This is a genomic window from Acidovorax cavernicola (assembly GCF_003581445.1).
Genome location: NZ_QXMN01000014.1, coordinates 55,075 through 81,908 on the forward strand (window position 1 = coordinate 55,075; position 26,834 = coordinate 81,908).

Sequence of the window (26,834 nt, forward strand, 5' to 3'; positions counted from 1 at the left end):
AGGCGGCGCTTGCGACATCGCGGCGCCTGATCGAAGGCCGTCGCGCCCCCACCCCGGCCCTCCCCCGGGAGGGGAGGGAGAAATGCGGGAGCCTCAGGACTCCGCTTTGAAGCCGGAATTCTTGATCGGCATTTCCCACCGCTTCAGGTGCGTCGCCTGAATGGTCGCCAGCTCCGCAGGCCCCGCATGCGCCGGCACCAGCCCCAGCGCGTAGATCTTGTCCTGCACATCCGGCGCGCGCAGCGCATCGGCCACGGCCTTGTCGATGCGCGCGACCAGCTCGGGCGACATCCCCGGCGGGCCGTAAAGACCGAAGAAGGCATCGGCCGTCACGTTGATGCCCGCCTCCTTCAGCGTCGGCACATCGGGCAGCGCGCGGCTGCGCTGGGCGCCCGTCACCGCGAGGATGCGGACCTTGCCCGCGCGGTGGTGCTCGATGGTTTCCGAGGCGGTGTCGACCATCAGCGGCACCTGTCCGCCGATCAGGTCCTGCGCGGCCGGCGCGCCGCCGCGGTAGGCGACGTGCGTCATCGGCACGCCCGAAGCCTGTCCCAGCAACTGGCCCGCGAAGTGCGGCACCGTGCCCGCCCCCGAGGTCGCGTAGTTGGCCTTGCCGGGGTTGGCCTTCATCCAGGCCAGCACGGCCTTCAGGTCGCCGGCCGGCGCGCCCGGCCCTGCCGTCACCGCGAAATCGAAGGTGCTGCCCAGCGAGATCGGCGTGAAGTCCTTCGCCGGGTCATAGCCGAGGTTCGAATAAAGCCACGGGTGGATCACCATCGCGCCGCTCGGCGAGAAGACCAGCACGCTGCCGTCGGGCGGCGAGCGCTTGAGTTCGGCCAGCGCCAGCCGGCCGGCCGCGCCGGGCTTGTTGTCGATGATGACGTTCTGCCCGAGCGATACGCGCATCTTGTCGGCCAGCAGCCGCGCGACCACGTCGACCGACCCGCCCGGCGGAAAGCCGACCAGGATGCGAGCCGGGCGATCCTGCGCGAACACCATCGGCGCAAAGGCCGTGGCGGTGATGACGGCAGCGGCCTGCGCTGCGAACTGGCGGCGTTGCATGGGCGGTCTCCTCGGGGTGGTGGTTGTTTTTTCTGGCGACCCTCAGCGCAGCGCGGCCAGCAGGGCCTCGTTCTGCGCCGGCAGGCCGACGCTCACGCGCAGCCATTGCGGCAGGCCGTAAGGGCCGAGCAGCGAGACCTCGATGCCGGCGGCCAGCAGGCGCGCGTGCACGGCGGCCGCGTCGCCGACCTGCACCGTCAGGAAGTTGCCCGACGACGGGATGTACGGCAGGCCCAGCGCGGTGAAGCCCGCGGCGAGCTGGTCGCGCCCGGCGGTGTTGAGCTCGTAGGTGCGCGCGAGGAATGCCGTGTCACCCAGCGCCGCCACCGCCGCGGCCTGGGCAGGCGTGGTCACGTTGAAACGCGGGCGATGCGCGTTCATGCGCGCCGTGAGCGCCGGCTGCGACACGCCGTAGCCGATGCGCAGCCCCGCCAGGCCGAAGGCCTTGGAGAAGGTGCGCGCCACGATCAGGTTCGGCAGGCGGCGCACCCATTCGATGCTGTCGTAGCGCTGCGCGGGCGACAGATATTCGGTGTAGGCCTCGTCGAGCAGCACCGTCACGTGCGCGGGCACCGATTGCAGAAAGTCGCGCAGCGGCGCAGCATCGATGAAGGTGCCGGTCGGGTTGTTGGGATTGGCAACGAAGACCAGCTTCGTGTCGTCGCCGATGGCGGCGCGCATCGCATCCAGGTCATGGCCGAAGTCGCGCGAGGGCACCACGGTGGCGCGCGCGTGGGCGTGCGCCGTGGCCGCCGCGTAGACGATGAAGCCGTACTGCGAATAGACGACGTTCTCGCCCGGCTTCAGGCTGACCTGCGCCGCCAGCTCGAGAATCTCGCTCGAGCCGCTGCCCAGCGTGAGCCATTCGGGCGGCACATCGAGCCGGGCGGCCAGCGCCTGCTTGAGCGCCGTGCCGTTGCTGTCGGGGTAGTTGCCCGCACCTTCGAGGGCGGCGGCGGCGGCGCGGCGGGCCGACTCGGGCATGCCGAGCGGGTTTTCGTTGGAAGCCAGGAGGATCATTGCGGCGGAAGCTGTTTATTTAAGAAGTTAAATATATACAGCCGCCACCGCCCCGGCCTCAGGGCCTACCCTTTGACGCTGTGCCCGGGCCTTCGCCGATTACATTCATTTTTGTCACAGATAAATCTCACTTTCGGCTCTTACTCGCTTGCAAAGTATCGAATACAGTTCCTGTATGGCTTCACCTGGGGCAGTTCTCTTTGACGCTTACGGCACCCTGTTCGACGTGTACAGCGTCGGGCAGGCGGCCGAGCGCCTGTTCCCCGGACAGGGCGCCGCGCTGGCCGTGGCCTGGCGCGACAAGCAGATCGAATACACCCGCCTCGTGACCACCAGCAACGACGGCGCGCACTACCGCCCTTTCAGCGAACTCACGCGCGCCGGCCTGCGCTACAGCGCCAGGCGGCTGGGCCTGCCCATGGACGACGCCGCCGAGCAGCAGCTGATGGACGCCTACCGCACGCTGAGCGCTTTCGAAGAAAGCCGCGAGGTGCTGCAGGCGTTGAAGGCGCGCGGCGTGGTCACCGGCATCCTCTCGAACGGCGACCCCGGCATGCTCGACGCCGCCGTGCGCAGCGCCGGCCTTCACGGCCTGCTCGACCACATGCTGAGCGTGGACGGCATCCGCAAATACAAGACCCATCCCGAGGCTTACCAGCTCGGCGCGGTGGCCACCGGCCTGCCGCCGGCGCAGATCGCCTTCGTGAGCTGCAACGGCTGGGACGCCCTGGGCGCCACCTGGTACGGTTTTCGCACGCTCTGGATCAACCGCTACCAACTGCCTTTCGAAGAACTCGGCACACAGCCCGAGCGCATCGGCCACAGCCTGCGCGACGTGCTCGCCTTCTTCTGAACCGGGCGCTTCCAACGCCCTTCCCGATTTTCATTTTTTGCATTGCGTTCCCAAGGAGAAAACACATGACCGACCGCACCACCGCCCACCGACTCCAGGTCGCGACCGAACTGCACCGCTTCGTCGAAGAGAAGGTCCTGCCCGCCAGCGGCGTGGCCAGCGACGTGTTCTGGAAGGGCTTCGACGCCATCGTCCATGACCTCGCGCCCAAGAACGTCGCCCTGCTCGCCGAGCGCGACCGCCTGCAGAGCGAACTCGACGCCTGGCACAAGAAGAACCCCGGCCCCATCGCCGACATGCCGGCCTACCGCGCCTTCCTGGAAAAGATCGGCTACCTGCTGCCGCAGCCCAAGGGCGTGAAGGCCACCACGGCCAACGTCGACTCCGAACTCGCGCTGCAGGCCGGCCCGCAGCTGGTGGTGCCGATCCTGAACGCGCGCTACGCCCTGAACGCCGCCAACGCGCGCTGGGGCTCGCTGTACGACGCGCTGTACGGCACCGACGCCATTCCCGAAACCGGCGGCGCCGAAAAGGGCAAGGGCTACAACCCCGTGCGCGGCGCCAAGGTCATCGAGTTCGCACGCAACGTGCTCGACCAGGCCGCGCCCCTGGCCAACGGCTCGCACAAGAACGCGACCGGCTACAGCGTGAAGGACGGCCAGCTCGTCGTCGCGCTGCAAGGCAGCACCACCGGCCTGGCCGACGCCTCGCAATTCATCGGCTACCAGGGCGACGCCGCCGCGCCGTCGTCGGTGCTGCTCAAGCACAACGGCATCCACCTGGACATCCGCATCGACCGCTCCACGCCCATCGGCAAGAGCGATGCAGCCGGCGTGAGCGACCTCGTGCTCGAAGCCGCGCTCTCGACCATCCTCGACCTGGAAGACTCGGTCGCCGTGGTCGACGCGGCCGACAAGGTCGTCGCGTACTCGAACTGGCTGGGCATCGTGCAAGGCACGCTGACCGAAGAAGTCGCCAAGGGCGGCAAGACCTTCACGCGCGGCCTGAATGCCGACCGCGAATACACCGGCGCCAACGGCCAGCCGCTGAAGCTGCACGGCCGCTCACTCATGTTCCTGCGCAACGTGGGCCACCTGATGACCAACCCGGCCATCCTGTACGAAGGCGGCAAGGAAATTCCCGAAGGCATCCTCGACGCGGTGGTCACCACCACCATCGCGATGATCGACGTGAAGCGCAAGGGCAACTCGCGCACCGGCAGCATCTACATCGTCAAGCCCAAGATGCACGGCCCGGCCGAAGTGGCCTTCGCGAGCGAGCTGTTCGGCCGCGTCGAGCAGCTGCTGGGCCTGCCCGCCAACACCGTGAAGCTGGGCATCATGGACGAAGAGCGCCGCACCAGCGTGAACCTGCAGGCCTGCATCGCCGAAGCCGCCGCGCGCGTGGCCTTCATCAACACCGGCTTCCTGGACCGCACCGGCGACGAGATGCACACCGCCATGCAGGGCGGCCCGATGATCCGCAAGGGCGACATGAAGTCCAGCGCCTGGATCGGCGCCTACGAAAAGAACAACGTGCTCGTCGGCCTGAACTGCGGCCTGCGCGGCAAGGCGCAGATCGGCAAGGGCATGTGGGCCATGCCCGACCTGATGGCCGCGATGCTCGAGCAGAAGATCGCCCACCCCAAGGCCGGCGCCAACACCGCCTGGGTGCCCTCGCCCACGGCCGCCACGCTGCACGCGCTGCACTACCACCAGGTCAGCGTGACCGCCGTGCAGCAGGAGCTGGAAAAGATCGACGCCGAAGGCGAGCGCGAGAACATCCTGAACGCGCTGCTGCAGGTGCCGATCGCCGCCGAAGCGAAGTGGACCGACGCCGAGAAGCAGCAGGAGATCGACAACAACGTGCAGGGCATCCTGGGTTACGTGGTGCGCTGGGTCGACCAGGGCGTGGGCTGCTCGAAGGTGCCCGACATCCACAACGTCGGCCTCATGGAAGACCGCGCCACGCTGCGCATCTCCAGCCAGCACATCGCCAACTGGCTGCTGCACGGCGTGGTGACCAAGGCGCAGGTCGACGAGGCCTTCCAGCGCATGGCCAAGGTGGTCGACGAGCAGAACGCCGGCGACGCCCTGTACCAGCCGATGGCCGGCCACTTCGACACCTCGGCCGCCTACAAGGCCGCGCAGGACCTCGTGTTCAAGGGCATCGAGCAGCCCAGCGGCTACACCGAGCCGTTGCTGCACGCGTGGCGCCTGAAGGTCAAGGCCGCGGCCTGAAACGCGGCTTGATGCCCGCCTGGCGCGGACCTGGCATTCGCCAGGTCTGACGCCTCGGAGACAGCCAACGGACGGCGCCCTCGGGCGCCGTTCTGCATGGTGCGCGACATGCCGGTAGCATCGACGCCGCTTCCATTTCCCCGGTCTCCGTCTCTTTCGATGAACACCCCCGCGGCCTCGCCGCCCCCGACCCGCTGGTCGACCTCGGCCGCCGCCATGCTCGTCGCACTGGCCACCGCCTTCGCCCTGAGCCAGGCCTTCCGCACCGTCGGCGCCATGATGGCCACGCCGCTCACGCAGCACTTCGGCCTCACGCCGCAGGAGCTGGGCATGTGGGCCGGCACCTTCCATTTCACCTTCGGCGTCATGCAGCTCGCGATGGGCGTGTCGATCGACATGTTCGGCGTGCGCCGCACGGTGCTCACCGCCTTTCCACTCGCCATCGCGGGCGCCGTGCTGTGCACGATGGCGCCGGGCTTCGGCGCGCTGCTGCTCGGGCAGGCGCTGATCGGCGTGGGCTGCGCACCGGCCTTCCTGGCCTGCACCGTCTTCATCGCGCGCCACTTCGACGCCTCGCGCTTCACCGCCATGTCGGGCCTGGTGATGAGCCTCGCGGGCCTGGGCATCCTGTTCACCGGCACGCCGCTGGCGCTGCTGATCGAGGCTTCGTCATGGCGCGCCGGCTACGGCACGCTGGCGACCTTCGCGGTGCTGTCGTGGCTCGTCATCTTCTGGCGCGTGCACGAACCTGCGCGCGCGGCTGATGCGGTCAATGCGGCGGACGCGCCAACCGAACGGCAGTCGCTGCGCACGGCCGTGCGCGAGCTGCTGCCGCTGTTCGCCATGCCCCACACGCTCGGGTTGCTCTGCTTTGCCTGCGTGTCGTATGCGGCCTTCATCACGCTGCGCGGCCTGTGGCTCGGCCCCGTGCTGCACGACCGCCACGGCCTCTCGTTGGTGGCCAGCGGCAACGTGGCGCTGGTGATGACGGTCGCGGGCATGCTCAGCCCCGCGTTCTTCGGCCGCATGGACCCGGGCGGCGCGCGGCGCACGCGCTGGATGATGAGCTGCGCCTGCGCCGGCGCGGTGATGTTCTGCACGATGGCACTGACGCACTCGCGCCTGCTCGACATCGGCCTGCCCATCGCCTACGGCCTGCTGTCGGGCTACGGCGTGCTGCAGTACGCCTACACCAAGAACGCCTACCCGGCGGCCATGACGGGCCGCGCGATGGCACTGCTCAACATGGCGATGTTCCTCGGCGTCTCGCTCATGCAGTGGACCACCGGCGTGGCCGCTTCATGGGCGGTGGCAAACAACGTCGAGCCGTTCCGCGCGGTGTTCCTCACGGTGAGCGGGATGCTGGCGGCGGGGACGCTGGCGTTCCTGGTGTTGCCACGCGCGAAGGGGCCGGCACGGCCCACGATCTGATCGCCGACACGCACCGCCTCACGCCGCGTCGCCCAGCCGCGCCCGCACCTCGCGCCGGCTCAACTGGCGCTTGGCGGCGGCATAGACACCGTAGCGACCGTACATGCCGAAGTGCGTGGGCAGGCCCGGCGCGGGACGCTGCGCTGCGCCGCCGCGGGTGACCACGCAGCGGCGCAGCACGTCGTAGCACTTGGGCTCCGGTTGCGCCGTGTCCGCGCGCTCGGGGAACTTCGCCAGCACGACCTCGAACCAGCAGCCGTCGACGCGATGCCACTGCGTGGTCTCGTCGATCACGTGGTAGACCGCATAGGGCGTGTCGCCGCGTTGCTCGGCCCAGTTGAAGCGCTTCGAGGCGCGCGCCGCACGCGCCTGGCGCAATCGCCGGTTCGGCAGCAGGATGCCGGTGACCGGATGCACGAACAGTTCGACGCCCGGCGCCTCGTGCAGCGGCACGCGGCGGGCGTCGCCCCATCGGTACGGCGGCACGCGCACCTCGCCGTCGCACAGCACCGTGTCGCGCGCCACGAAATCGCCGATGTGCTGGAAGATGTGCGCCTGCACCGTGCTGCGGCGGTCGATGCCGCTGCACAGCTCGGCGTACACCTTGTCCCACGGCCGATGCACCTGCTTGTGCAGCCAGCGCTTGAGCGGCTGCAGGTTCTCGCTCAGCCACTTCGGGCTGCCCAGCCCGCGCTTCATGCCCAGGTGCGAGCCGCGCTCGGGGCTGTTGCGCCACACGCGGCCGTCACCCTGCACACGCCGGCCGCCGCGCGGGCGCTCGACGATCACCTTGTCCATGTCGTCACGCATCGTCGCTCCTTCGCCCGATGTCGCGCGCGGCTTTCTGCAGTGCCACTTTCTGCGCGCGCCGCTCGGCGCGGTGGGTGCGCAGGTGCCGGCCTGCGCCCTGGCTGGATTCGCGGTGGGCCATCGCGGCCACCACGGGATTGCGCGGGGCCGACGCGGGCACCGCAAAGTAGAACCGGCCCAGACGCTTGTCGTCGTCGCGGGCCTTTCGTTGAGCACTCATGTGCACACACTCCGAAAGAAAACAAAAAGGCCCCGGCGAATGCAGTTGCGCGCGGGGCCCTTGTCGATTCGGCCGCGGCGGATGCGAAGGTGCACATCCGGCCGGGGCGGTCGGTGTGCGTCAGGTGTTCAGTGAACGGTTCATTGAAAAGTGGTCTCGCCCGGGAGGTTGATCGTCGCCGTGCGCGGTGTCGGAAAAAACAGTCGCTGAAAAAGGAAGGGCGGATTCTGGCGATGGCCCGCATCGCGCGCAAGCCTTGCGCCGTGCGTTGTGGCGCAAAGCTGACACGGCCGCGCGCGTGAATCCGCACGCAATGAATCCGCTTCGCGTGTCGCGCCGTATGACATCTCAAGCGCATCGCGCCTCCGAGCTGTTGGCGGTTTCCACAGAGCCTTTTCTTCCAGGAGACATCCATGAAAAAACTCGTGATCGCACTCGGTGTGTCGGCTTTGCTCGGCGCCTGTGCCGGCAGTGGTGGCGGCATGGGCATGAGCGGCAGCAGTGCGTCGACGCCCATGGTCGGCGGTGCGCCGATGTACCCGACGAAGGACATCGTCGACAACGCCGTGAACTCGAAGGACCACACGACGCTGGTCGCGGCGGTGAAGGCGGCCGACCTCGTGGGCACGCTCAAGAGCCCGGGCCCGTTCACGGTGTTCGCGCCGACCAACGCCTCGTTCGCGGCGCTGCCGGCCGGCACGGTCGACACGCTGCTCAAACCCGAGAACAAGGCCACGCTCACCAAGGTGCTGACCTACCACGTGGTGCCGGGGCGCATGGACAGCGCGGCGCTGATGAGCGCGATCAACGCGGGCGGCGGCAAGGCCGTGCTGAAGACCGCCAGCGGCGGCACGCTCACGGCCACGATGAGCGGCGGCAACGTGATGGTGACGGACGCCAAGGGCGGCACGGCCACGGTGACGATCGCCAATGTCTACCAGTCGAACGGCGTGATCCACGTCGTCAACAAGGTGCTGCTGCCGGGTTGATCGATGGTGCCTCGCGGCGCCCTGAATCAGGTCCTCAGGTCCTCAGGTCCTCAGGTCCGCTGCGCCGCCTCCGCTTCGTCGCGCAGCCATTGCGCGAAGTCCTGCGCGTCGCGGTTGCTCGCGGCGCGCCGGGACATCTCGATGAAGTAGCCGCGGTGCGATGCCGCGCCTTCGCCGAGCGGCGCCACGAGCCGGCCGTCGCGCATGAGTTCGCGCAGCAAGGGCAGGCGCCCGATCACCACGCCCTGCCCCGCCACCGCGGCGGCCACCGCATCGGCGTATTGCGTGAAGCGCAGCGTGCTCTTCATGCGCAGGTCTTCCAGCCCCATCACCTTGAGCCACGGCTCCCAGTCGACGGTCGGGGCCTCGCGATGGTCCGGGTATTCGCTGGTCAGCAGCGTGAGCCTGGAAAAGTCCGCCGGCTCGCGCAGCGATGCGGCGACCTGCGGCGCGCACAGCGGAATCACCGACTCCTCGAACAGCGCAGGGCCCACACCGCGGCCGATGGGCACGAAGCGCACCGCGAGGTCGAGGCGGCTCACGTCGAGGTCGAGCACGTCGAGCGTGGCCGACACGCGTACGTCGACCTGCGGATGCGTGCCGGTGAAGCGTGCCAGTTTCGGAATGAGCCACAGCGACGCGAAGCCCGGCGTGCTGGTGATCGACACCTGCCGCGGCGCGGCGCTGGCGCGCACGCGCGCGGTGGCGTCGCGCAGGCGCTCCAGGCTGTCGGTGACGGCGCGCTGCAGCACGCCGCCGGCCTCGGTGAGCACGAGCGCACGGTGGCGGCGCTCGAACAGCAGCACGCCCAGGCTGGCTTCGAGCTGCTGGATCTGCCGGCTCACGGCCGACTGCGTGAGGTGCAGCTCGCCCGCCGCCAGCGTGAAGCTCAGCCGGCGCGCGGCAGCCTCGAAGCTGCGCAGCAATTCGAGTGGCGGCAGCTCGCCGACGGGGGTTTTGGCATTCTCTGGATGCATGCAACGAGTTCCGAATGACCGCGTGTAAATGAGGGCTCGGCTCACTATATTCATTCGTATCACGAATGCAATGGAGCTTCCCATGAGCAGCACCGACCGGTCTCCTTCCACTTTCTTCTCCTCGTCGTCCTCACGCTTCCAGGTGAGCCTGCCGAACCGCGCCGTCTTCGCCGTGCCCGACGGCGCGGGCGTGGGCATCGAGTGCCGCAGCGGCTCCGTGTGGATCACGCTCGACCGCGACCCGCGCGACATCGTGCTGGCGCCGGGCGAACGCTTCGAGGGCACCGAGCACCGGCGCGTGCTGGTGTCGGCGCTGGAGTCGTCCTGCATCTCGGTGTCGGACGCACAGCCCGCCGCACTGCCGGACCCCGCATCGCGCGCACGGCCATGGTCGCCTTGGCGACTGTCGCTGCACGGGTTGTCCCCGGCTTGACCTGGGGCGCCATGGCATCGAACCTCGATGCCATGGACCGCCCCCGCAGGGAGCGCCGCGCGCCGCCGTGACGACAGGCGGCTTTTTGCTTTGGGCGTCCGTTTTCCTTCCTTGCCTTGAAAGGGACACGCCCATGTCACACACCTTCGACGGAGCGCGCGCATGACCGCGCCGCCATCCCCCCAACAGCCCACCGTGCTGTGCGAGCAGGCCGACGGCATCGCCACGCTCACGCTGAACCTGCCGCACAAGCTCAACCCGATCGCCAAAGATCTGCAGGTCGAGTTGCGCGACACGCTCGAACGCATCCGCGACGACCGCACGGTGCGCGCCGTGATCCTCACGGGCGCCGGCAAGGCCTTCTGCGTGGGCGCCGATCTGAGCGCGATGGCGCCGCCCGGCGAGCCCGGCCAGACGCTCGGCGACCAGACCGCCGAATGGATGCAGAAGCTCAGCAACCCGCTCATCGAGACGCTGCGCACGCTGCCCGTGCCGGTGGTGGCCGCGGTCAACGGCCCGGCGGCCGGCGCGGGCGTGGGCCTGGCGCTCGCGGCCGACGTGACCATCGCGGCGCGCAGCGCCTACTTCTACCTGCCCTTCCTGCCGAAGCTCGGCATCGTGCCGGACCTGGGCTGCACCTGGGCCATTCCGCGCCGCGCCGGCCGTGCGCGCGCGATGGGCATGGCGCTGCTCGACGAGCGCCTGAGCGCCGGGCGCGCGGTGCAGTGGGGCCTGATCTGGGCCTGCGCCGACGACGAGCAGCTGATGGACGACGCCCGTGCGATCGCGCAGCGCCTTGCGCGCCTGCCGGCGCATGCGGTGCTCGAAGCGCGCGAGGCCTTCGACGCTTCCGAACAGCACACGCTGAAGGAACAGCTGCACTACGAGAGCGAGCGCCAGCGCGCGCTCATCGACCGCCCCAGCTTCCGCGAGGGCGTGAGCGCCTTCCTGCAGAAGCGTCCCCCTGTCTTTGAAACCCGCTGACCCATGACCATCGAACGCACCCTCTTCACTGCCGACCACGAGGCCTTCCGCGACAGCTTCCGTCGCTTCATGGACAAGGAGATCGCGCCCTTCCACGACGCATGGGAAGAGCAGGGCTACGTGGACCGCGTCGTCTGGTCCAAGGCCGGCGAGAACGGCTTCCTGTGCATGGCACTGCCCGACACCTACGGCGGCGCGGGCGCCGACCTGCTGTATTCGGTGATCCAGTTCGAGGAGCTGTGGGCACGCGGCTTCACCGGCATCGGCTTCGGCCTGCACAACGAGATCGTGGCGCCGTACATCCTGCGCTACGGCACCGAGGCGCAGAAACAGCACTACCTGCCCAGGCTCGCGAGCGGCGAGATGGTCGGCGCCATCGCCATGAGCGAACCCGGCGCAGGCAGCGACCTGCAGGCCGTGAAGACCAGCGCCATCCAACAGGCCGACGGCAGCTACCTGCTCAACGGCAGCAAGACCTTCATCACCAACGGCTGGCACGCCGACCTCGTGATCGTCGTGGCCAAGACCGATCCGGCCGCGGGCGCGAAGGGCACCAGCCTGTTCCTCGTCGAGCGCGGCATGCCGGGCTTCGAGAAGGGCAAGCGCCTGAAGAAGCTGGGCCTGAAGGCGCAGGACACCTCGGAGCTGTTCTTCAACGACGTGCGCCTGCCCGCCGACGCGCTGCTGGGCGACGCCGCCATGCTCAACCGCGGCTTCATCTGCCTGATGGAGCAGCTGCCCTGGGAGCGGCTGCAGATCGCGATCAGCGCAGTGGCAGCTTCGCAGGCCGCGCTCGACCAGACCGTGGCCTACGTGAAGGAGCGCAAGGTGTTCGGCCAGCCCGTGGGCAACTACCAGAACACCCGCTACACGCTGGCCGAGCTGCAGACCGAGGTGCAGGTGGCGCAGGTGTTCGTCGACAAGTGCATCGAGCTCTTGATGGTCGAGAAGCTCGACACCGCCACCGCGAGCATGGCCAAGTACTGGACCAGCGATCTGCAGTGCAAGGTGATGGACGAGTGCGTGCAGCTGCACGGCGGCTACGGCTTCATGTGGGAGTACCCGATCACGCGCGCCTATGCCGACGCGCGCGTGCAGCGCATCTACGGCGGCACGAACGAGATCATGAAAGAGGTGATCACGCGCTCGATGGGCCTGGGCGGGCGCTGATTCGCACATTCGCCACTACTGGCGCCATGGGAAGGGCTGCAGGACAATGCCGCGCATGCCCACCCCCCACGCCCTCAATGCCTTCTACGCCCAGTCGGGCGGCGTCACCTCGGTCATCAACGCCTCGGCCTGCGGCGTGATCGAAACGGCACGCAAGCACCCGGACCGCATCGGCACGCTCTACGCGGGGCGCAACGGCATCATCGGCGCGCTCACCGAGGACCTCATCGACACCAGCACCGAGCCGGCCGAGGCCATCGCCGCGCTGCGCAGCACGCCCTCGGGCGCGTTCGGCTCGTGCCGCTACAAGCTCAAGTCGCTCGAGAAGAATCAGCGCGAGTACGAGCGGCTGATCGAGGTGTTCAAGGCGCACGGCATCGGCTATTTCTTCTACAACGGCGGCGGCGACTCGGCCGACACCTGCTTCAAGGTGAGCCAGCTCTCGCAGTCGATGGGCTACCCGCTGCAGGCCATCCACGTACCCAAGACCATCGACAACGACTTGCCGCTGACCGACTGCTGCCCCGGCTTCGGCTCGGTCGCAAAGTACGTGGCGGTGTCCACGCTCGAGGCCTCGTTCGATGTGCGCTCCATGGCCGCCACCTCCACCAAGGTGTTCGTGCTCGAGGTGATGGGCCGCCACGCGGGCTGGATCGCCGCAGCCGGCGGGCTGGTCGCCGACCATGGCATTCCGGTGGTGGTGCTGTTCCCCGAGATCGAATTCGATGCGGCCCGCTTCCTGGCGCGGGTCGATGCGCTGGTGCAGCAACACGGCTACTGTTCGGTGGTGGTGTCCGAAGGTTGCCACCATCCCGACGGCACCTTCCTGGCCGAGCAGGGCGCGCGCGACGCCTTCGGCCATGCGCAGCTCGGCGGCGCGGCGCCGGTGGTGGCTCAGATGGTGAAGGAAGCGCTGGGCCACAAGTTCCACTGGGCCGTGGCCGATTACCTGCAGCGCGCGGCGCGGCACATCGCCTCGGCCACCGACGTGAAGCAGGCCTACGAGCTGGGCCAGCGCGCGGTCGAGCTGGCGCTCGAAGGCCGCAACGCGGTGATGCCGACCATCGAACGCACCAGCGACGTGCCCTATGCGTACACGCTCGGCGCGGCGCCGCTGGAATCGGTCGCGAATGTCGAGAAGCCGATGCCGCGCGATTTCATCTCGGACGACGGCTACGGCATCACCGAGAAGTGCCGCCGCTACCTGCTGCCGCTGATCGCGGGCGAGGACTACCCCGCCTACAAGGATGGCCTGCCGGTGTACGCGACGCTGCGCAACGTGGCGGTGCCGAAGAAGCTGCCGGCCTTCGCGCTCGCATGACCACTGCAGTCGCACCCACCGTCCTCGACGCCACGCGCTGCCCACTGTGCGGCGAAGCGAACCGCTGCGCGATGGAAGTTGAACGCGAGACCGGGCAGGCGCAGCCGCCCTGCTGGTGCATGGCCGCCGATTTCTCCCTGGCGCCGCTCGACACGCTGCCGCCCGCCTTGCGCGGGCAGGCCTGCATCTGCGCGCGCTGCGCCGCAGGAACGCCGCCGCCTCAGGACTGAGCGTTGTCCTGAGCCTGCGACTGCACTTGTGCAGGCGCAGGCTCCGCCACATCCCCCGCCGTCACCATCGTCGGCGCCGTGCCGCCGCGCTGCGCGGTGACCACACCGTGGATGAACTGCAGCTTGCCCACCGCCGCGCGCGGCAGCACGAAGGGGTAGTAGTCGGGTTGGCCCATGCTGCGTGACAGCTCGTTGAGCATGCTGGTCAGTCGCACCCAGCCGTTGATGAAGTCGAGAAACTTCGCGGCGTCGGGATGCACGGGCTGCCACAGGTCGGCGGCGGTGAAGAGGTCGCTCGTGAGTTCGACATTGCTCGCGTCGATGCCGAAGCTCATCGCCGTGTCGGCGGTGTCGGCCATGTGCAGGTAGTGGGCCCAAGTCTCGGCCCAGTCTTCCCAAGGATGCATGCTGGCGTAGCTGCTGACGAAGCGCTGCGCCCAGTCGGGCGGCGGGCCCTGCTCGTAGTGCTGCTGCAGCGCGGCGCCGTAGTCGGCGCGGTCGTCGCCGAAGAGCGCGCGGAAGTCGTCGATCCACGGCGTGGGCAGCACCAGCAGGTCCCAGTAGTAGTGGCCGATCTCGTGGCGGAAGTGGCCCAGCAGCGTGCGGTAGGGCTCGCGCATCTCGGCGCGGATGCGCTCGCGCACGGCATCCTCGGCCTCTTCGGCGTTGAGGGTGATCACGCCGTGCTCGTGGCCCGTCATCACGTGCGGGGCGCCCGGCATGTTGCCGAGGAAGTCGAAGGCCAGCCCGTGCACCGGGTCGGCATGGCGGCTCACCACGGGCAGGCCGAGTGCGAGCAGCTGCGAGATCAGCCGGCGCTTGGCCATCTCGAGCTTGCGCCAGAGCTCGCCGTTGGCCTCCACCGACAGGTCGGGAATGGTGCGCGTGACGCTGCAGGCCAGGCAATAGCCGGGCGCCAGGCCCTGCGTGTCGGCGGGAATCGTCTCGCCTTCGCGCGGTGTCGCCACCATCCAGTTGCAGGCGGCCGGCGTCATGAGGTTGGCGCAGCGGCGGTAGGTGGTGCCGTGCGGGTCGCCGAAGACGGTGAAGGTGTCGGGCAAGGCGCCCCCTCCGTCGGCCGGCGCCAGCGGCATGACGCCGAGACGATCGATCACATAGCCCAGCGGCGTGTGGCAGGCCAGGCATTCGCTGTTGCGCAGGAACACGGGCCGTCCGCACTGGCAGCGGTAGGCGCGGCTGACGGTGGGCGCGGCCAGTTCGGCGGCGAGCGTGGGGGCGACATCCGACCCCGCCGCATCGGCCGGCACGGGCAGTTCAGGGACGGAATCAGGGGTCGATGGAGTCATGGGTCGTTCTTCTGAAGCTTGACGCGCAGGGGACAGCCGCCGCATTGTGCGACCGGCCCGCGTGCCGTGGGCCGCGCCAACACCCGATATGCTTGTAGGACGACGGACCCGCGACCGTCCCTGCGCCGCCCCATGACCTCCCCACAAACACCCGACACCCCGCCCTCCATGGGTGTCCTGCGCGCCCGCTACGGCGAGCGCTACCGCTGGTACCTGCTGCTGTCGGTCATGGTGGGGACGATGGCGTCCATCATGTCCTCGACCATCGTCAACGTGGCGATTCCCGACATGAGCCACCACTTCGCGCTGGGCCAGGAGCGCGCGCAATGGGTCAGCTCGGGCTTCATGGTGGCGATGACGGTGTCGATGCTCACCACGCCCTGGCTGCTGTCGCGCTACGGCTACCGGCGCACCTACGTGGGCACGATGCTCCTGCTGCTGGCCGGCGGCATCGTCGGCGGCGTGGCCAACCTCTACCCGCTGGTGCTGCTGGCGCGCGTGGCCGAGGGGCTGGCGGCGGGCGTGGTGCAGCCCATTCCGGCCATCATCATCCTGCGCGCCTTCGAGCCGCACGAGCAGGGCCGCGCCAGCGGCATCTTCGGCATGGGCGTGGTGCTGGCGCCGGCCATCGGGCCGAGCATCGGCGGCGTGCTGGTCGACCTGTTCGGCTGGCGCTCGATCTTCTTCATGGTGGTGCCGTTCTGCCTGGCCTCGATCTGGCTGGCCTACAAGTTCGTGCCCAAGACCGCGCCCGGCGGCGTGGCCGCGACGCGCGGCAGCGGGCTCGACGCGCGCGGGCTGGCGCTGGGCACCGTGGGCACGCTGTGCCTGCTGAACGGGCTGGTCGAGCTGCGCGGCGATTCGCCGCTGCAGGCCGCGCTGCTGCTGACCGGCGCGCTCGTGGCCTTTGCCGCCTTCGTATGGTGGCAGCGCCGGCTCACGGCCTCGGGCGGCGCGCCGCTCATGAACCTGGCGCTCTTTCGCTACCGCCAGTTCGCGATGGGCAGCCTGGTCGCCTTCATCTACGGCACCGCGCTGTTCGGCTCGACCTACCTGCTGCCGGTGTACATGCAGGTGGGCCTGCACCTGTCGGCCTCGCACGTGGGCACGACGCTGCTGCCGGCCGGCATCGTGCTGGCCTTCACCATCGCGGGCGTGGGTCGGCTGGCCGACAAGCAGCCGACCTGGCTGCTCGTGAGCATCGGCCTGGCGCTGCTGGCGGTGTCGTTCGCGCTCATGGCCGTGCTGCGGCTGGACAGCCCGCTGTGGCTGCTGGTGATGTTCGCGATCGTCGGGCGCATCGGGCTGGGCTTCATCCTGCCCTCGCTCAACCTGGGGTCGATGCGCCCGCTGGCCAAGCCGCTGATCCCGCAAGGCGCGAGCGCCATCAGCTTCGTGCGCATGCTCGGCGGTGCGGTCGGCGTGAGCCTGTGCGCCATCATTCTCGAATGGCGCCTGGCGGCGCACGGCGACTCGCTCACCAATGCGGTGAGCACCCCGGCGCGGCTGGCCGCCTTCGACGAGGTGTTCCTGATGCTGGCCGGCCTGTGCGCGCTGGCCGTCTGCGCGGCCTGGCAGCTGCGCGAGAAACCCGACGAGGAAACGGCGCAACACAGGGGGTAAACCCCGGCGGCGCGGGAAGACGGTTTCGCTTTCAATTGTTATCAGCTGTATCTAAAAGCGGAATCGGTTCCATGCATCGCAGACGTTTTCTCGCCGCCTCGGCCGCGACGACGGCCGGACTCGGCCCTCTTTCCCCCTTGCTTTCTTCTTCCGCCATGGCCGCCGAGAACGGCGTCAGCGACGGCGAGATCGTCCTCGGTCACACCGGCATCCTGAGCGGCCCGCTGGGCGCGCCGATCAAGGTCGTGATGGCCGGCGCCGGGCTGGCCTTCGACGCGCTCAATGCGCAGGGCGGGCTGTCGGGCCGCAAGGTCAGGCTGGTCTCGCTCGACGACGAACTCAAGCCCGAGAAGGCCGTCGCCAACTACGAGAAGCTGCTGGCCGAGCACCGGGCCTTCGCCTTCTTCGGCTGCGTGGGCTCGGGCACCACGGCCGCCGCGGCCAAGGTGCTGAACCAGAGCGGCGCGCCGATGGTGGGTGGCTACGCGGTGTCGGACTCGGCGCGCGAGAAGGCCGGCGGCGCCGGCTACTTCGTGCGCGCCACCTTCGCGCGCGAGGCGCAGGCGCTGGTGCAGCACCTGACGACCATCGGCGTCTCGCGCATCGCCGTGGCCTACCTGGACAACCCCGGCGGCGCCGAAGTGGCGCGACTGGTCGAGGCGGCGCTCGACGCGCTCAAGCTCAAGCCCGTGGCGGCCGTGCCCGTGAAGGGCGACGGCACGACCAACGAGGCCGCCGGCAAGGCGCTGGCCGACAGCCAGGCGCAGGCCGTGCTCATGTACCTGGGCGGCGGCATCGGCGGCGAGGTGATGAAGAGCGCATGGACCGCCGGCGGACGCCAGATGTTCTACGGCATGTCCATCGTGCCGGGCGACGTCACGGCGAAGCTCGTGGGCGACAGGACCAGCGGCCTGGCCATCTCGCAGATCGTGCCCTATCCCTGGAGCGAGGTCGACGCCACCGCACGCGAATACCGCCAGCTGGCCGAGCGCGCCAAGGTCGACATCGGCTACCTCAGCTACGAAGGCTACGTGAACGCGCTCGTGATGATCGAGGCCCTGCGCCGCACCGGCCGCGACCTCACGCGCGCTCGCCTGCACGCCACGCTGAAGGCGATGAAGCTGCGCATCGGCAACATGGAAATCGACTTCACCGGCGCCAGCAACACGGGCTCGCGCTTCATCGAGATGGTGCGGGTGACGAAGGAAGGGCGGTTCCTGCGGTAGACCGGTCGCGAGGGCCGGGTCTGCTCACAACCCCAGCCGCGTCAACGCCCAGGCCACCGTGCCCAGTTGCATCACGTTGAGCACCATCCCGGCGATGTGCAGCTTGCGGAACCGGGCGATCGACGTGACGGTCGCGGGGATCGTCTGGCGCAGCACGTCCATGCGCGGAATGATGAGCCAGCGGCGCAGCGCGAATGCCAGCCCGGCAATGAACCCCATGCCGACCGCGAAGAAAGGCCTGCCGCACCACGCATAGCTGAGCGCCGCCGCGCCGGCCGTCAGCACCACGGCCACGTAGTAGACGTTGAACAGCCCCCGGATGAAGCGCGAATCCAGCGGGGTGTCGTGCGAGAGCACGAGCAAGGGCAGCGAGCCCATCATGAAGAACCCCATCCAGACCAGCAGGACGACGGTCGCCATGAGCGCAACGACGATGGGAAGCATCTTGAAAACCCTCCGCGGCGCGCCAGCATACGCCCGCAAGGGCGTTGCGTCTCTCGGCGCTTACACGGCGCGCGCAGCGGCCGGCACCCGCGCCCCGCCGTCGGCCACCAGCGCCGCGCCGGTCACGAACGAGGCGTCGTCGCTGGCCAGGAACAGACAGACGGCGGCCATTTCCTCGGGCGTGGCCATGCGGCCCAGCGCGATGCGCGCCACGGTCTGGGCGCGCGCGGCGTCTTCGTCGATGCCGCGTTCGGCGGCCAGGTCGCGCATCTCCTGGCGGCTCATGGGCGTGTCGACCCAGCCGGGGCACAGCGCGTTCACGCGCACACCCTGCGGGCCGTAGGCCTGCGCGGCCGAGCGCGTGAGCGCGACCACGCCGGCCTTGCTGGCCGCGTAGCTCGCCATGCCCGCGCCGGCGTTGAAAGCCGCGACCGAGGCGATGTTGACGATGGCGCCGCCGCCCTGCGCCACCATCAGCGGCAGCACCGCGCGCTGGCAGCGCATGGTGCCGCCGAGGTTGACCTCGTGCAGCCGCTGCCAGTCGCCGTCGTCGATGTCGGCCGCGTCGTCGGTACGCACGATGCCGGCGCAGTTCACCAGCACGTCGATGCGGCCGAAGGCGGCCTGCACTGCCGTGACGGTGGTGCGCACGGCAGTGTCGTCGGTCACGTCGCAGTCGAAGGCCGGGCCGTCGGCCACCGGTCGCGGACGCGGCCAGCCGGCGACCGCGACGCGCGCGCCCTCGGCTGCGAAGCGCGCGGCCACGGCGGCGCCGATGCCGCTCGCCGCGCCGACGATCAGGCAGGCCTTGCCCTGCAGGCGCGCGGTCATTTCTGCTCCGCGAAGAACGGGCTCTCAGGCAGCGTCGAACCGCCATCGACCACGATCGTCTGCCCCGTGATGTAGCGTGCCGCCGGGCTCGCCAGGAAGCGCATCGCGAGCGCGATGTCCTCGGGCCGGCCCAGCTCGCCGGCCGGGATGTGGCGCGCGATGCGCGCGGCCTTCGCCGGATCGGACAGCAGCGAGCCGCCCTGCTTGGCGATGTAGCCCGGCTCCACGCCGTTGACGGTGATGCCTTCGCGCGCGTACTCCAGCGCCGCCGTGCGGATGAAGCCGTTCACGCCCGCCTTGCTGGCCGCGTAGTGCGCGCTGCCCGGCATGGCCACGCGCGGACCCGTCACCGACGAGGTGACCAGCAGCCGCCCGCCGCCGCGCGCGCGCAGGTGCGGCACTGCCGCCTGCGTGAGCCAGAAGCAGGCCTTGAGGTTCACGGCCAGCGTGTGTTCGAGCTGCTCGTCGGTCATCGCGTCGATCGCGGCCCACGGGTTGACGGCCGCGTTGTGGACCACGATGTCGAGCGCGCCGAACACGCGCACCGCCTCGGCCACCGCACGCTCGGCCTCGTCGCGCCGGCCGATGTCGCAGGCCAGTGCCTGCGCCGCGAAACCGCGTGCACAAAGGTCTGCCGCCACGGCTTCGCCCGCGCTGCCGGTGCGGTTGGCGATGAGCACCGAAGCGCCTGCCTCCGCGAACACCTGCGCGATCGCTGCGCCGATGCCGCGCCCGCCGCCGGTGACCAGCGCCACCTTGCCCTGCAGGCCGAAGAGGTCCGGCGTGCTCATCCCTTGCACTCCCGCACGAACTCGGCGAAGGCCGCGTTGTGCTCGTCGACCTCGCGTTCGGTGGTGCCGGGGCAGCACAGCATCATGTTGTGGAAGGGCGTGATGAGCACGCCGCGGTTCATCATGTACAGGTGCAGCAGCGCTTCGAGTTCGCCGTCGCGCGTGCGGCGCACGTCGCTCGCGTTGCGCGGCGCGTCGGCGCAGAACAGCGTTTCCACGCGCGCGCCGACCTGCGTCGCGTGCCAGGGCAATCCTGCGGCGGCGATGCGGGCGTTGACGCCTTCGGCCAGGCGCCGCGCGAGCACCAGCATGCGATCGAAGGCTTCGGGCGTGAGCACCTGCGAGAGCACCGCGCGCATCACGGCCACGGTGAGCGCGTTGCCGGCCAGCGTGCCACCGAAACCGGCGTGCGCCGACTGGCGCTTGGTCGGATGCAGCTTGGGCAGCACCTGCCAGACACGCTCGGCGGTCTCGGCGCTGAGGCCGAAGGCGGCGGCGGGAATGCCGCCGGCGATGGCCTTGCCGATCACGAACATGTCGGGCTCGAGCCCATGCTCGCGCGTGTAGCCGCCGGGGCCGCTGGAGATGGTGTGCGTCTCGTCGATGACGAGCAGCGTGCCGGTCTCGCGCGTGAGGCGGCGCAGCGCGTCGTGAAAGCCCGGCGCGGGCGCGATCATTCCGTAGTTGGTCATGGCCGGCTCGGCCAGCACGCAGGCCACGTCGCCCGCGCGCAGCGCGCGCTCCAGCGCGGGCACGTCGTTGAACTCGACCACGGCCGAAAGCCGGTCGTGCGGAAAGCCGTTGGGGTGGATGTCGTTGCGCATCGCGATGGCGCCGTCGCGCAGCTCCACATGCGCCTCTTCCACCGAGCCGTGGTAGCAGCCCGAGAACACCAGCACGCGCGGCCGGCCGGTGACCATGCGCGCCAGGCGGATGCAGGCGCGGTTGGCATCCGAGGCCGAGGTCGTGAGGTTCCAGTACGGCAGGCCGAAGCGGCGCGACAGTTCTTCGCCGACCCAGGCCGCGTCGTCGGTGGGCAGCATCAGCGAGCTGCCCACGCGCGCCTGCCGCGTCAGCGCCTCGACCACGGCCGGGTGGCCGTGGCCGCACATGCCGCCGGTGTCGCCCAGGCAGAAGTCGGCATAGCCGTTGCCGTCCACGTCGACGAAGCGCGCGCCGTAGGGCAGCTGCGCGTCCTGCACGTACAGCGGCCAGCCGCCGATCCAGCGGCGCATCCAGTGCGAAGGCGCACCGTAGAGCCAGGCCTGCTGGCCCTGCGCGAAGCGTTCGCCGCTGCGCGCATGGGTGCGCGCGTAGCGCTCCTGTTCGGCCTGCATCAGGGCCTGCACGCGCTCGCGCGGCACGGTGGGTTCGAAGGTCGGGGTCATCGGGAACTCGGTCAGGAAGAAAGAGAAGAAGAAACGCCCAGCATCGAGAGGGCCTGCGCATAGCTCGCGCCCGGATGCATCACGTCGAAGTGCACGGTGCGCAGGCCCACGCGTTGCGCGCCGGCGATGTTGCGCAGCTGGTCGTCGACGAACACGCAGGCGTCGGCCGGCAGGCCGAGCTGGTCCAGGCACTGCTGGTAGGCGCGCGCATCGGGTTTGAGGATGCCGGTGTGCGTGGCGTCCACCACCACGTCGAAGGCGCTCATGAAGGGCAGGCGCTTGCGGAAGTCGGCGCCGTAGAACAGGTCGAGCTCGTTCGACAGGATGGCGAGGCGGCAGCCGGCGCGCCGTGCCGCCTCGATGGCCGCGAGCGCCTCGGGGCGGATGGCGGCTTCGGGGTCGGCGCCGCGCGCGCGCTGCACGAACGTCTCCATCTTTTCCCAGCGCTCGCCGACGAGCGCGCCGACCTCGCGCGTGCGCGCCATCCAGTAGTCGCGCTCCGAGAGCTTGTCGGCCTGCATGTCGCGCCACAGCGGGTCGCTCGCGAGGTCGAAGGGGCCGCGCCAGGTCAGCGTGCCGCGTGGCAGCGACAGCGCCTCTTCGGTGAGCGCATGGGTCTCGAACAAGGTGCGGCTGATGACGCCGCCGAAGTCGAGCACGAGGGCTTGCGTGTCGTGGGTCATGCGGGTCTCCCTGCGGGCACGGTGCCGTCGGCCACCCAGGCGTCGAACACCTGCAGTGCGGCGTCGCAGAAGGCGCCGTCGTTGATGTGCGCGTCCAGCTCGACCAGCCGCGTGGCGGGTTCGACGCTGCCGCGCAGCGCCTCGGTGAAGGCCGCGAGGCCTTCGGGATCGTGCAGCGGCTCGCCGGGGCGGTCCCAGCCTTCGATGCCCTGCAGCGGCATCAGCAGGCAGGCGGCGCCCTCGGCGCGTGCGAGGCGGCGCGCGATCTCGGCGGCCACACCGCGGCGGAAGGACGGCGCGCTCAGCGCGGACGCCAGCAGCCGGTTGTGGATGTGCGCGGGCCGGCCTTCCAGGCCGTCGGGCGTGGACTGCCAGGCGGGGTAGTCGAGCATGTCGATGGCACCGGGCGCGACGATCTGCGGCGTGCCCGCGCGGCCGGCGCCGAGCAGGCGGTCGGGCCCGGCCGTCACGCACGAGCCGCCGAGCTGGTTGGCCAGCTCCTGCAGGCTGAAGTCCATCACCGCGCAAAAGCGCCCTTCGGCGGCCAACGCCTCGAAGGCGCGTCCGCCCATGCCGGTGGTGTGGAACACGGCGACTTCGTAGCCACGCGCTTCGAGCGCGGGCTTGAGCGTCTTCATGTAGGTGAGCGCGCTGGAGCCCAGCGAGGTCATGCCCACCAGCGGCTTCTCGAAGGCCGGCGCGCGGGCCTGGCGGCAGGCGCCGAGCACCGCGCCGGCCGCCTGGCTCAGGGCCGAGCGGCACAGGCTGTTGAGGCCGTAGAGCCCGCCGGCCCACAGCACCATGATGAGGTCGGGCGGAATGCGCTCGGGCGGCAGCAGGTGCGAGTAGGCGATGGTCGACACCAGCACCTTCGGCACGCCCAGCGGCAGCGCCTGCGCCACGTCGAGCGCCAGGTCGGTGCCCATGGTGCCGCCCAGCGCGAGCAGGCCGTCGATGCGGCCCTCGGCCTGCCAGCGCGCGGCCAGCTTCGCGGCGCCGCGTGCCATCAGCGTCATGGCGCTGTTCTCGTCGCCGCTGGCCGCCACTTCGGCGACGGTCTTGCCGGCCGCCGCGGCCACCTCGGTGTTGGGAATGTCGGGCGTGAAGGGCGCGCCGTCGAGCACGCCCACGTCCATCACGACGACACGGCCGCCACCGGCCTCGATGCACTCGCGCATGAACAGCAGCTCGGCGCTCTTGGTGTCGGCGGTGCCGATCAGCAGGATCGTGGGTGACGAACTCACAGCGTCGCTTCCACGTCGGAGAACGCGCCTTCGAGCGCGTCGACCATGAAGTCCACCTCCTCGCGCGTGATGACCAGCGGCGGCGAGAGGATCAGGTTCGGCCCCGAGATGCGCACCATCAGCCCGCGCCGGTAGGCCGCCTGCGCCACCTTCGCGGCGATCGGGTTGCCGCGCGGCAGCGTGGTGCGCGTGGCCTTGTCGGCCACCATCTCGATGCCCAGCATGAGGCCCATTCCGCGCACGTCGCCGACGAAGCTGAACTTGTCGACGAAGGGCCGCACGCGCGCCTGGAAATGCGCGCCCACGCGCGCCGCGTTGCCGGGCACGTCCAGCGCCTCGATCTGGTCCAGCGTGGCGAGTGCGGCGGCGGCCGCCACCGGGTGCGCGCTGTAGGTGTAGCCGTGGCCCACCGCGGCCTGGCCCGTCGGATCGTTGAGGAAGACCTCGGCCACCTTGTTGCCGATGGCGGTCGCGCCCAGCGGCACGTAGCCCGACGAGATACCTTTGGCCAGGCACCACAGGTCGGCCTTCACGTTCCACAGCCGCGTGCCGAACATCGCGCCGCCACGGCCGAAGCCGGTGACGACCTCGTCGGCGATGAGCAGCACGCCGTACTTGTCGCAAATCTCGCGCACGCGCGGCCAGTAGTTGGGCGGCGGCACGATCACGCCGCCCGCGCCCTGGATCGGCTCGGCGATGAAGGCGGCCACGGTGTCGGGCCCCTGGAACTGGATCTCGCGCTCCAGCAGCGTGGCGCAGATCTCGCCCAGCTCTTCCGGGTCCTGCGTGTAGGGATTGCGGTAGAGCCACGGCGTGTCGACATGGAAGCAGCCCGGCAGCAACGGCTCGTAGGCACGGCGGAAGTTCAGGTTGCCGTTGACACTCATGCCGCCGAAGTGCACGCCGTGGTAACCCTGGCGCAGCGCGATGAACTTGTGGCGGTCGGCCTGGCCCTTGAGCTTCCAGTACTGGCGCGCGAGCTTGAGCGCGCCTTCGACCGCGTCGGAGCCGCCGTTGCTGAAGAACACCGCCGCCACGTCGTCGGGCTCCATGGTCTTGACCAGGCGCGCCGACAGCTCGATGGCACGCGGGTGCGTGGTGCCGCGGAACACGTTGTAGAAGGGCAGCTCGTCCAGCTGCGCGACGATGGCGTCGCGCACCGGCTTGTTGCTGTGGCCCAGGTTCGCGGCCCACAGGCCACCGACACCGTCGAGCATCTTGTGGCCGTCGACATCCCAGATCCAGCAGCCCTGGCCGCGCGCAATGATGTCGGGCTTGCTCTTTTGCATCGCCTGCGGATGCGCCATGGGGTGCCACAGGTACTGGGCGTTGTCTTGCTTGAGCGCCGCCAGCGCGGCGGCATCGTTCGTTGTCATGCAGGTCTCCGGAAGTGTTCGATGGGTGTGCTCAGGACGGCACGCCGACGGTGAGGGTCTTGACCTCGGTGTAGTGCAGCAGTCCCTCGGCGCCCATCTCCTGGCCGATGCCGCTTTCCTTCCAGCCGCCGAAGGGCATCTCGGGCTGCGAGACGCCGAAATGATTGATGCCGACCATGCCGGCCTCCAGCGCATCGCCCAGGCGGTGCGCGGTCTGCAGGTCGCGCGTGAAGGCGTAGGCGCCCAGGCCGTAGGGCAAGGCGTTGGCCTGTGCGATGGCCTCGTCGAGCGTGTCGTACGGCTGCAGCACCGCGATGGGGCCGAAGGGCTCCTGTCGCATCACGCGGCTGTCGGCCGGTGCGTTCGCGATCACGGTGGGCTCGAAGAAGTAGCCGGGGCGCTGCACGCGATGGCCGCCGCACAGCAGCTGCGCGCCGCGCTCCACGGCGTCGTCGACGAAGCGCTGCATGTCCTCGATGCGGCGCGCGTGCGCGAGCGGGCCCATCTGCGTGGCAGGGTCAGAACCATCACCCAGGCGCAGCGCGCGCGCGGCCTGCACGAAGGCCTCGCTCCATTCGCCGAAGCGACGGCGCGGCACGTAGAAGCGGATCGGCGAGGCGCACACCTGGCCCGCGTTGCGGAACTTGGCGGCCAGCGATTGCTTGAGCGCGAAGGGAAAGTCGGCGTCGTCACAGACGATCACCGGTGCATGGCCGCCCAGCTCACCAGTAAAGCGCTTCACGTGCCGCGCCGCCTGCTCGCCCAGCAACTTGCCCACCGCCACCGAGCCGGTGAACGACACCTTGGCGATCGCCGGATGGTCGATGAGAAACGACGACACCTCGGCCGGATCGCCGCACACCATGTTCAGCGCGTCGGGCGGCACGCCCGCGTCGAGAAAGGCGCGCACCAGCAGCATGCAGGTGCCCGGCGTTTCTTCCGCCGGCTTGATGACGACGCTGCACCCCGCCGCCAGCGCACTCGCGAGCTTGCGCGCCGGCAGGTTGGCGGGAAAGTTCCACGGTGTGAAGGCCGCCACCGGGCCGACCGGCTGGCGCATCACCGACTGCGAAAGGATGCCTTCGACGCGCGGCGGCACGAGGCGCCCGTACAAGCGCTTGGCCTCCTCGGCCTGGAAGTCGACGATGTCCGCCGACAGCGTGACCTCGCGCAGCGACTCGGCCAGCGGCTTGCCCTGTTCGAGCGTGAGCACCTGCGCAATGGTCTTCGCCTGCGCGCGGATGGTCTGCGCGGCGGTGCGCAGGATGTTGCAGCGCTCCAGCGCGCTCTTGCCGCGCCACTGCACGAAGCCGCGGCGCGCGGACTCGGCCGCTTCGGCGAGTTCGTCGCGGCCGGCCAGCGGCAGCTGTGCGATGACTTCTTCAGTGGCGGGATTGACGACCGCGCGGCGGCCGCCGGCGGTCTGCGTGCGCCATTGGCCGGCGATGTGCAGTGCGAGTTCAGGGTAGTCCATGCCCTGCACGATAGGGAGCGAGCCCCTTGCCGCGTTATCGAAAACTGGCAAACCTCGCGCGACGTCGCGCGGCATCGTGCGTGATGCGCCAAGGCCTTCCTATACTGTCCGCGCCGATCTTCTTTCACGACGTCCACACGCCACGACCTCACCGTGCCCCGTTCACGCACCCCTTCCCGACCGAGCGCCAAGGCCAGCCCCAAGGCACGCAGCAACGCCGCGAGCGCCCCGGCCTTCGACCTCGAGACCTTCCTGCCCTTTCAACTCTCGGTGGTCGCCAACCGCGTGAGCCAGACGGTGGGCCAGTCGATCGCCAGCCGCTTCTCGCTGCAGATTCCGGAGTGGCGCATCGTGGTGGTGCTGGGCAAATACGGTGCGCTGTCGGCGCTCGAAATTGCACAGAAGACGAGCATGGACAAGGCCCGCGTGAGCCGCGCACAGCACCGACTGGTGGACCTGGGCCTGGCCAACATGCACCCCTCGGCCGACGACCGCCGCAAGGTCATCGTGTCGCTGGAAGAAGAAGGCTTGGCGCTGTACCGCGACATGGTGCCGCTGGCGCACGACACGGCGCAGCGCCTCTTCTCGCAGCTCACGGCGGACGAGCGCCAGGTGCTGCAGACCATCGTGCAGAAGCTGTTCGACAGCACCACGGGCTTCGAGCCCAGCGGCGAACTCGAATAGCGCGCGATCAGGTGGCTTAGGGG

At 69.7% G+C, this 26,834-nt stretch carries 25 protein-coding genes and 1 pseudogene; 12 read left to right on the forward strand and 14 right to left on the reverse strand.

Features of this window, described 5'->3' with window-relative positions:
- Positions 1-93: 93 nt before the first annotated feature.
- The gene (locus tag D3H34_RS13495; RefSeq protein WP_119553995.1) at positions 94-1,062 is read right to left on the reverse strand and encodes a Bug family tripartite tricarboxylate transporter substrate binding protein; all 969 of its coding nucleotides are present in this window, start codon (positions 1,060-1,062) and stop codon (positions 94-96) included.
- A 42-nt stretch (positions 1,063-1,104) separates the two neighbouring features.
- Positions 1,105-2,088, reverse strand: a pseudogene (gene hisC, locus D3H34_RS13500) (histidinol-phosphate transaminase); the annotation flags it as partial.
- A 169-nt stretch (positions 2,089-2,257) separates the two neighbouring features.
- On the opposite strand from hisC, the gene D3H34_RS13505 reads away from it, so the two are divergent.
- From D3H34_RS13505 to D3H34_RS13515, 3 genes are all read left to right on the forward strand, one after another.
- Positions 2,258-2,935 carry a haloacid dehalogenase type II gene (locus tag D3H34_RS13505; protein ID WP_119553999.1) on the forward strand — a complete coding sequence of 226 codons (678 nt, stop codon included), beginning with the start codon at positions 2,258-2,260 and terminating at the stop codon, positions 2,933-2,935.
- Positions 2,936-3,000: 65 nt separating this feature from the next.
- A complete protein-coding gene (locus D3H34_RS13510) occupies positions 3,001-5,175 on the forward strand; it encodes a malate synthase G (RefSeq protein WP_119554001.1) in 2,175 nt (724 codons plus the stop codon).
- Positions 5,176-5,334: 159 nt separating this feature from the next.
- Positions 5,335-6,606, forward strand: a complete 1,272-nt coding sequence (locus D3H34_RS13515) for an MFS transporter (RefSeq protein ID WP_119554003.1) — start codon at positions 5,335-5,337, stop codon at positions 6,604-6,606.
- Between the two features lie 18 nt (positions 6,607-6,624).
- Here D3H34_RS13515 and D3H34_RS13520 read toward each other — a convergent pair whose 3' ends face one another.
- A complete protein-coding gene (locus tag D3H34_RS13520) occupies positions 6,625-7,416 on the reverse strand; it encodes a hypothetical protein (RefSeq protein ID WP_119554004.1) in 792 nt (263 codons plus the stop codon).
- The gene (locus tag D3H34_RS13525) at positions 7,409-7,636 is read right to left on the reverse strand and encodes a hypothetical protein (protein ID WP_119554006.1); all 228 of its coding nucleotides are present in this window, start codon (positions 7,634-7,636) and stop codon (positions 7,409-7,411) included. The genes D3H34_RS13520 and D3H34_RS13525 overlap by 8 nt, the downstream gene beginning before the upstream one ends.
- 413 nt (positions 7,637-8,049) lie before the next feature.
- Here D3H34_RS13525 and D3H34_RS13530 point away from each other — a divergent pair, with 413 nt between their 5' ends.
- Positions 8,050-8,625, forward strand: coding sequence for a fasciclin domain-containing protein (locus D3H34_RS13530; RefSeq protein WP_119554008.1), 576 nt, complete (start codon positions 8,050-8,052; stop codon positions 8,623-8,625).
- A 50-nt stretch (positions 8,626-8,675) separates the two neighbouring features.
- Here the strand turns inward: D3H34_RS13530 and D3H34_RS13535 are convergent, their stop codons facing one another.
- Entirely contained in the window at positions 8,676-9,602 is a 927-nt protein-coding gene (locus D3H34_RS13535; RefSeq protein ID WP_119554010.1) for a LysR substrate-binding domain-containing protein, read from the reverse strand.
- Between the two features lie 82 nt (positions 9,603-9,684).
- Here D3H34_RS13535 and D3H34_RS13540 point away from each other — a divergent pair, with 82 nt between their 5' ends.
- From D3H34_RS13540 to D3H34_RS13560, 5 genes are all read left to right on the forward strand, one after another.
- The gene (locus D3H34_RS13540; RefSeq protein WP_119554093.1) at positions 9,685-10,035 is read left to right on the forward strand and encodes a DUF2917 domain-containing protein; all 351 of its coding nucleotides are present in this window, start codon (positions 9,685-9,687) and stop codon (positions 10,033-10,035) included.
- Between the two features lie 162 nt (positions 10,036-10,197).
- Positions 10,198-11,019: an enoyl-CoA hydratase-related protein gene (locus D3H34_RS13545; protein WP_119554012.1), complete on the forward strand. Its 822-nt coding sequence runs from the start codon at positions 10,198-10,200 to the stop codon at positions 11,017-11,019.
- A gap of 3 nt (positions 11,020-11,022) precedes the next feature.
- Positions 11,023-12,189, forward strand: coding sequence for an acyl-CoA dehydrogenase family protein (locus D3H34_RS13550; RefSeq protein ID WP_119554014.1), 1,167 nt, complete (start codon positions 11,023-11,025; stop codon positions 12,187-12,189).
- 46 nt (positions 12,190-12,235) lie between these two features.
- Positions 12,236-13,510 (forward strand): 6-phosphofructokinase, encoded by a 1,275-nt coding sequence (locus tag D3H34_RS13555; RefSeq protein ID WP_205736722.1) that lies wholly within the window; start codon positions 12,236-12,238, stop codon positions 13,508-13,510.
- Complete coding sequence (locus D3H34_RS13560) at positions 13,507-13,740, forward strand: cysteine-rich CWC family protein (protein ID WP_119554018.1); 234 nt, start codon at positions 13,507-13,509, stop codon at positions 13,738-13,740. Before D3H34_RS13555 ends, D3H34_RS13560 begins: the two co-directional genes overlap by 4 nt.
- Here the strand turns inward: D3H34_RS13560 and D3H34_RS13565 are convergent.
- The gene (locus D3H34_RS13565; protein ID WP_119554020.1) at positions 13,731-15,047 is read right to left on the reverse strand and encodes a zinc-binding metallopeptidase family protein; all 1,317 of its coding nucleotides are present in this window, start codon (positions 15,045-15,047) and stop codon (positions 13,731-13,733) included. The two genes, D3H34_RS13560 and D3H34_RS13565, sit on opposite strands and share 10 nt — an antisense overlap.
- Positions 15,048-15,179: 132 nt before the next feature.
- Between D3H34_RS13565 and D3H34_RS13570 the strand changes: the two genes are divergently transcribed.
- Positions 15,180-16,670 carry a DHA2 family efflux MFS transporter permease subunit gene (locus D3H34_RS13570; RefSeq protein ID WP_119554021.1) on the forward strand — a complete coding sequence of 497 codons (1,491 nt, stop codon included), beginning with the start codon at positions 15,180-15,182 and terminating at the stop codon, positions 16,668-16,670.
- Between the two features lie 71 nt (positions 16,671-16,741).
- Positions 16,742-17,896, forward strand: a complete 1,155-nt coding sequence (locus D3H34_RS13575; protein WP_119554023.1) for an ABC transporter substrate-binding protein — start codon at positions 16,742-16,744, stop codon at positions 17,894-17,896.
- A gap of 24 nt (positions 17,897-17,920) precedes the next feature.
- Here D3H34_RS13575 and D3H34_RS13580 read toward each other — a convergent pair whose 3' ends face one another.
- The 8 genes from D3H34_RS13580 to D3H34_RS13615 form a co-directional block, all read right to left on the reverse strand.
- A complete protein-coding gene (locus D3H34_RS13580; protein WP_286185694.1) occupies positions 17,921-18,316 on the reverse strand; it encodes a hypothetical protein in 396 nt (131 codons plus the stop codon).
- A gap of 84 nt (positions 18,317-18,400) precedes the next feature.
- Complete coding sequence (locus D3H34_RS13585; RefSeq protein ID WP_119554027.1) at positions 18,401-19,171, reverse strand: SDR family NAD(P)-dependent oxidoreductase; 771 nt, start codon at positions 19,169-19,171, stop codon at positions 18,401-18,403.
- Entirely contained in the window at positions 19,168-19,962 is a 795-nt protein-coding gene (locus D3H34_RS13590) for an SDR family oxidoreductase (RefSeq protein ID WP_119554029.1), read from the reverse strand. Before D3H34_RS13590 ends, D3H34_RS13585 begins: the two co-directional genes overlap by 4 nt.
- Positions 19,959-21,350: a transaminase gene (locus tag D3H34_RS13595; protein WP_119554031.1), complete on the reverse strand. Its 1,392-nt coding sequence runs from the start codon at positions 21,348-21,350 to the stop codon at positions 19,959-19,961. The genes D3H34_RS13590 and D3H34_RS13595 overlap by 4 nt, the downstream gene beginning before the upstream one ends.
- A gap of 11 nt (positions 21,351-21,361) precedes the next feature.
- Positions 21,362-22,033: an HAD-IA family hydrolase gene (locus D3H34_RS13600; RefSeq protein WP_119554033.1), complete on the reverse strand. Its 672-nt coding sequence runs from the start codon at positions 22,031-22,033 to the stop codon at positions 21,362-21,364.
- Positions 22,030-23,277 carry a Tm-1-like ATP-binding domain-containing protein gene (locus D3H34_RS13605; RefSeq protein WP_119554035.1) on the reverse strand — a complete coding sequence of 416 codons (1,248 nt, stop codon included), beginning with the start codon at positions 23,275-23,277 and terminating at the stop codon, positions 22,030-22,032. Before D3H34_RS13605 ends, D3H34_RS13600 begins: the two co-directional genes overlap by 4 nt.
- Complete coding sequence (locus tag D3H34_RS13610) at positions 23,274-24,653, reverse strand: aminotransferase class III-fold pyridoxal phosphate-dependent enzyme (protein ID WP_119554037.1); 1,380 nt, start codon at positions 24,651-24,653, stop codon at positions 23,274-23,276. The genes D3H34_RS13605 and D3H34_RS13610 overlap by 4 nt, the downstream gene beginning before the upstream one ends.
- 31 nt (positions 24,654-24,684) lie before the next feature.
- Positions 24,685-26,127: an NAD-dependent succinate-semialdehyde dehydrogenase gene (locus tag D3H34_RS13615; protein WP_119554039.1), complete on the reverse strand. Its 1,443-nt coding sequence runs from the start codon at positions 26,125-26,127 to the stop codon at positions 24,685-24,687.
- Positions 26,128-26,280: 153 nt separating this feature from the next.
- Here D3H34_RS13615 and D3H34_RS13620 point away from each other — a divergent pair, with 153 nt between their 5' ends.
- Entirely contained in the window at positions 26,281-26,811 is a 531-nt protein-coding gene (locus D3H34_RS13620; RefSeq protein ID WP_119554041.1) for a MarR family winged helix-turn-helix transcriptional regulator, read from the forward strand.
- Positions 26,812-26,834: the final 23 nt, after the last annotated feature.

Bases quoted from the DNA above. Each gene is read 5' to 3' on its own strand.
- D3H34_RS13495 (WP_119553995.1), bottom strand. From the start codon at position 1,062: ATGCAACGCCGCCAGTTCGCAGCGCAGGCCGCTGCCGTCATCACCGCC.
- D3H34_RS13505 (WP_119553999.1), top strand. From the start codon at position 2,258: ATGGCTTCACCTGGGGCAGTTCTCTTTGACGCTTACGGCACCCTGTTC.
- D3H34_RS13510 (WP_119554001.1), top strand. From the start codon at position 3,001: ATGACCGACCGCACCACCGCCCACCGACTCCAGGTCGCGACCGAACTG.
- D3H34_RS13515 (WP_119554003.1), top strand. From the start codon at position 5,335: ATGAACACCCCCGCGGCCTCGCCGCCCCCGACCCGCTGGTCGACCTCG.
- D3H34_RS13520 (WP_119554004.1), bottom strand. From the start codon at position 7,416: ATGCGTGACGACATGGACAAGGTGATCGTCGAGCGCCCGCGCGGCGGC.
- D3H34_RS13525 (WP_119554006.1), bottom strand. From the start codon at position 7,636: ATGAGTGCTCAACGAAAGGCCCGCGACGACGACAAGCGTCTGGGCCGG.
- D3H34_RS13530 (WP_119554008.1), top strand. From the start codon at position 8,050: ATGAAAAAACTCGTGATCGCACTCGGTGTGTCGGCTTTGCTCGGCGCC.
- D3H34_RS13535 (WP_119554010.1), bottom strand. From the start codon at position 9,602: ATGCATCCAGAGAATGCCAAAACCCCCGTCGGCGAGCTGCCGCCACTC.
- D3H34_RS13540 (WP_119554093.1), top strand. From the start codon at position 9,685: ATGAGCAGCACCGACCGGTCTCCTTCCACTTTCTTCTCCTCGTCGTCC.
- D3H34_RS13545 (WP_119554012.1), top strand. From the start codon at position 10,198: ATGACCGCGCCGCCATCCCCCCAACAGCCCACCGTGCTGTGCGAGCAG.
- D3H34_RS13550 (WP_119554014.1), top strand. From the start codon at position 11,023: ATGACCATCGAACGCACCCTCTTCACTGCCGACCACGAGGCCTTCCGC.
- D3H34_RS13555 (WP_205736722.1), top strand. From the start codon at position 12,236: ATGCCGCGCATGCCCACCCCCCACGCCCTCAATGCCTTCTACGCCCAG.
- D3H34_RS13560 (WP_119554018.1), top strand. From the start codon at position 13,507: ATGACCACTGCAGTCGCACCCACCGTCCTCGACGCCACGCGCTGCCCA.
- D3H34_RS13565 (WP_119554020.1), bottom strand. From the start codon at position 15,047: ATGACTCCATCGACCCCTGATTCCGTCCCTGAACTGCCCGTGCCGGCC.
- D3H34_RS13570 (WP_119554021.1), top strand. From the start codon at position 15,180: ATGACCTCCCCACAAACACCCGACACCCCGCCCTCCATGGGTGTCCTG.
- D3H34_RS13575 (WP_119554023.1), top strand. From the start codon at position 16,742: ATGCATCGCAGACGTTTTCTCGCCGCCTCGGCCGCGACGACGGCCGGA.
- D3H34_RS13580 (WP_286185694.1), bottom strand. From the start codon at position 18,316: ATGGCGACCGTCGTCCTGCTGGTCTGGATGGGGTTCTTCATGATGGGC.
- D3H34_RS13585 (WP_119554027.1), bottom strand. From the start codon at position 19,171: ATGACCGCGCGCCTGCAGGGCAAGGCCTGCCTGATCGTCGGCGCGGCG.
- D3H34_RS13590 (WP_119554029.1), bottom strand. From the start codon at position 19,962: ATGAGCACGCCGGACCTCTTCGGCCTGCAGGGCAAGGTGGCGCTGGTC.
- D3H34_RS13595 (WP_119554031.1), bottom strand. From the start codon at position 21,350: ATGACCCCGACCTTCGAACCCACCGTGCCGCGCGAGCGCGTGCAGGCC.
- D3H34_RS13600 (WP_119554033.1), bottom strand. From the start codon at position 22,033: ATGACCCACGACACGCAAGCCCTCGTGCTCGACTTCGGCGGCGTCATC.
- D3H34_RS13610 (WP_119554037.1), bottom strand. From the start codon at position 24,653: ATGACAACGAACGATGCCGCCGCGCTGGCGGCGCTCAAGCAAGACAAC.
- D3H34_RS13615 (WP_119554039.1), bottom strand. From the start codon at position 26,127: ATGGACTACCCTGAACTCGCACTGCACATCGCCGGCCAATGGCGCACG.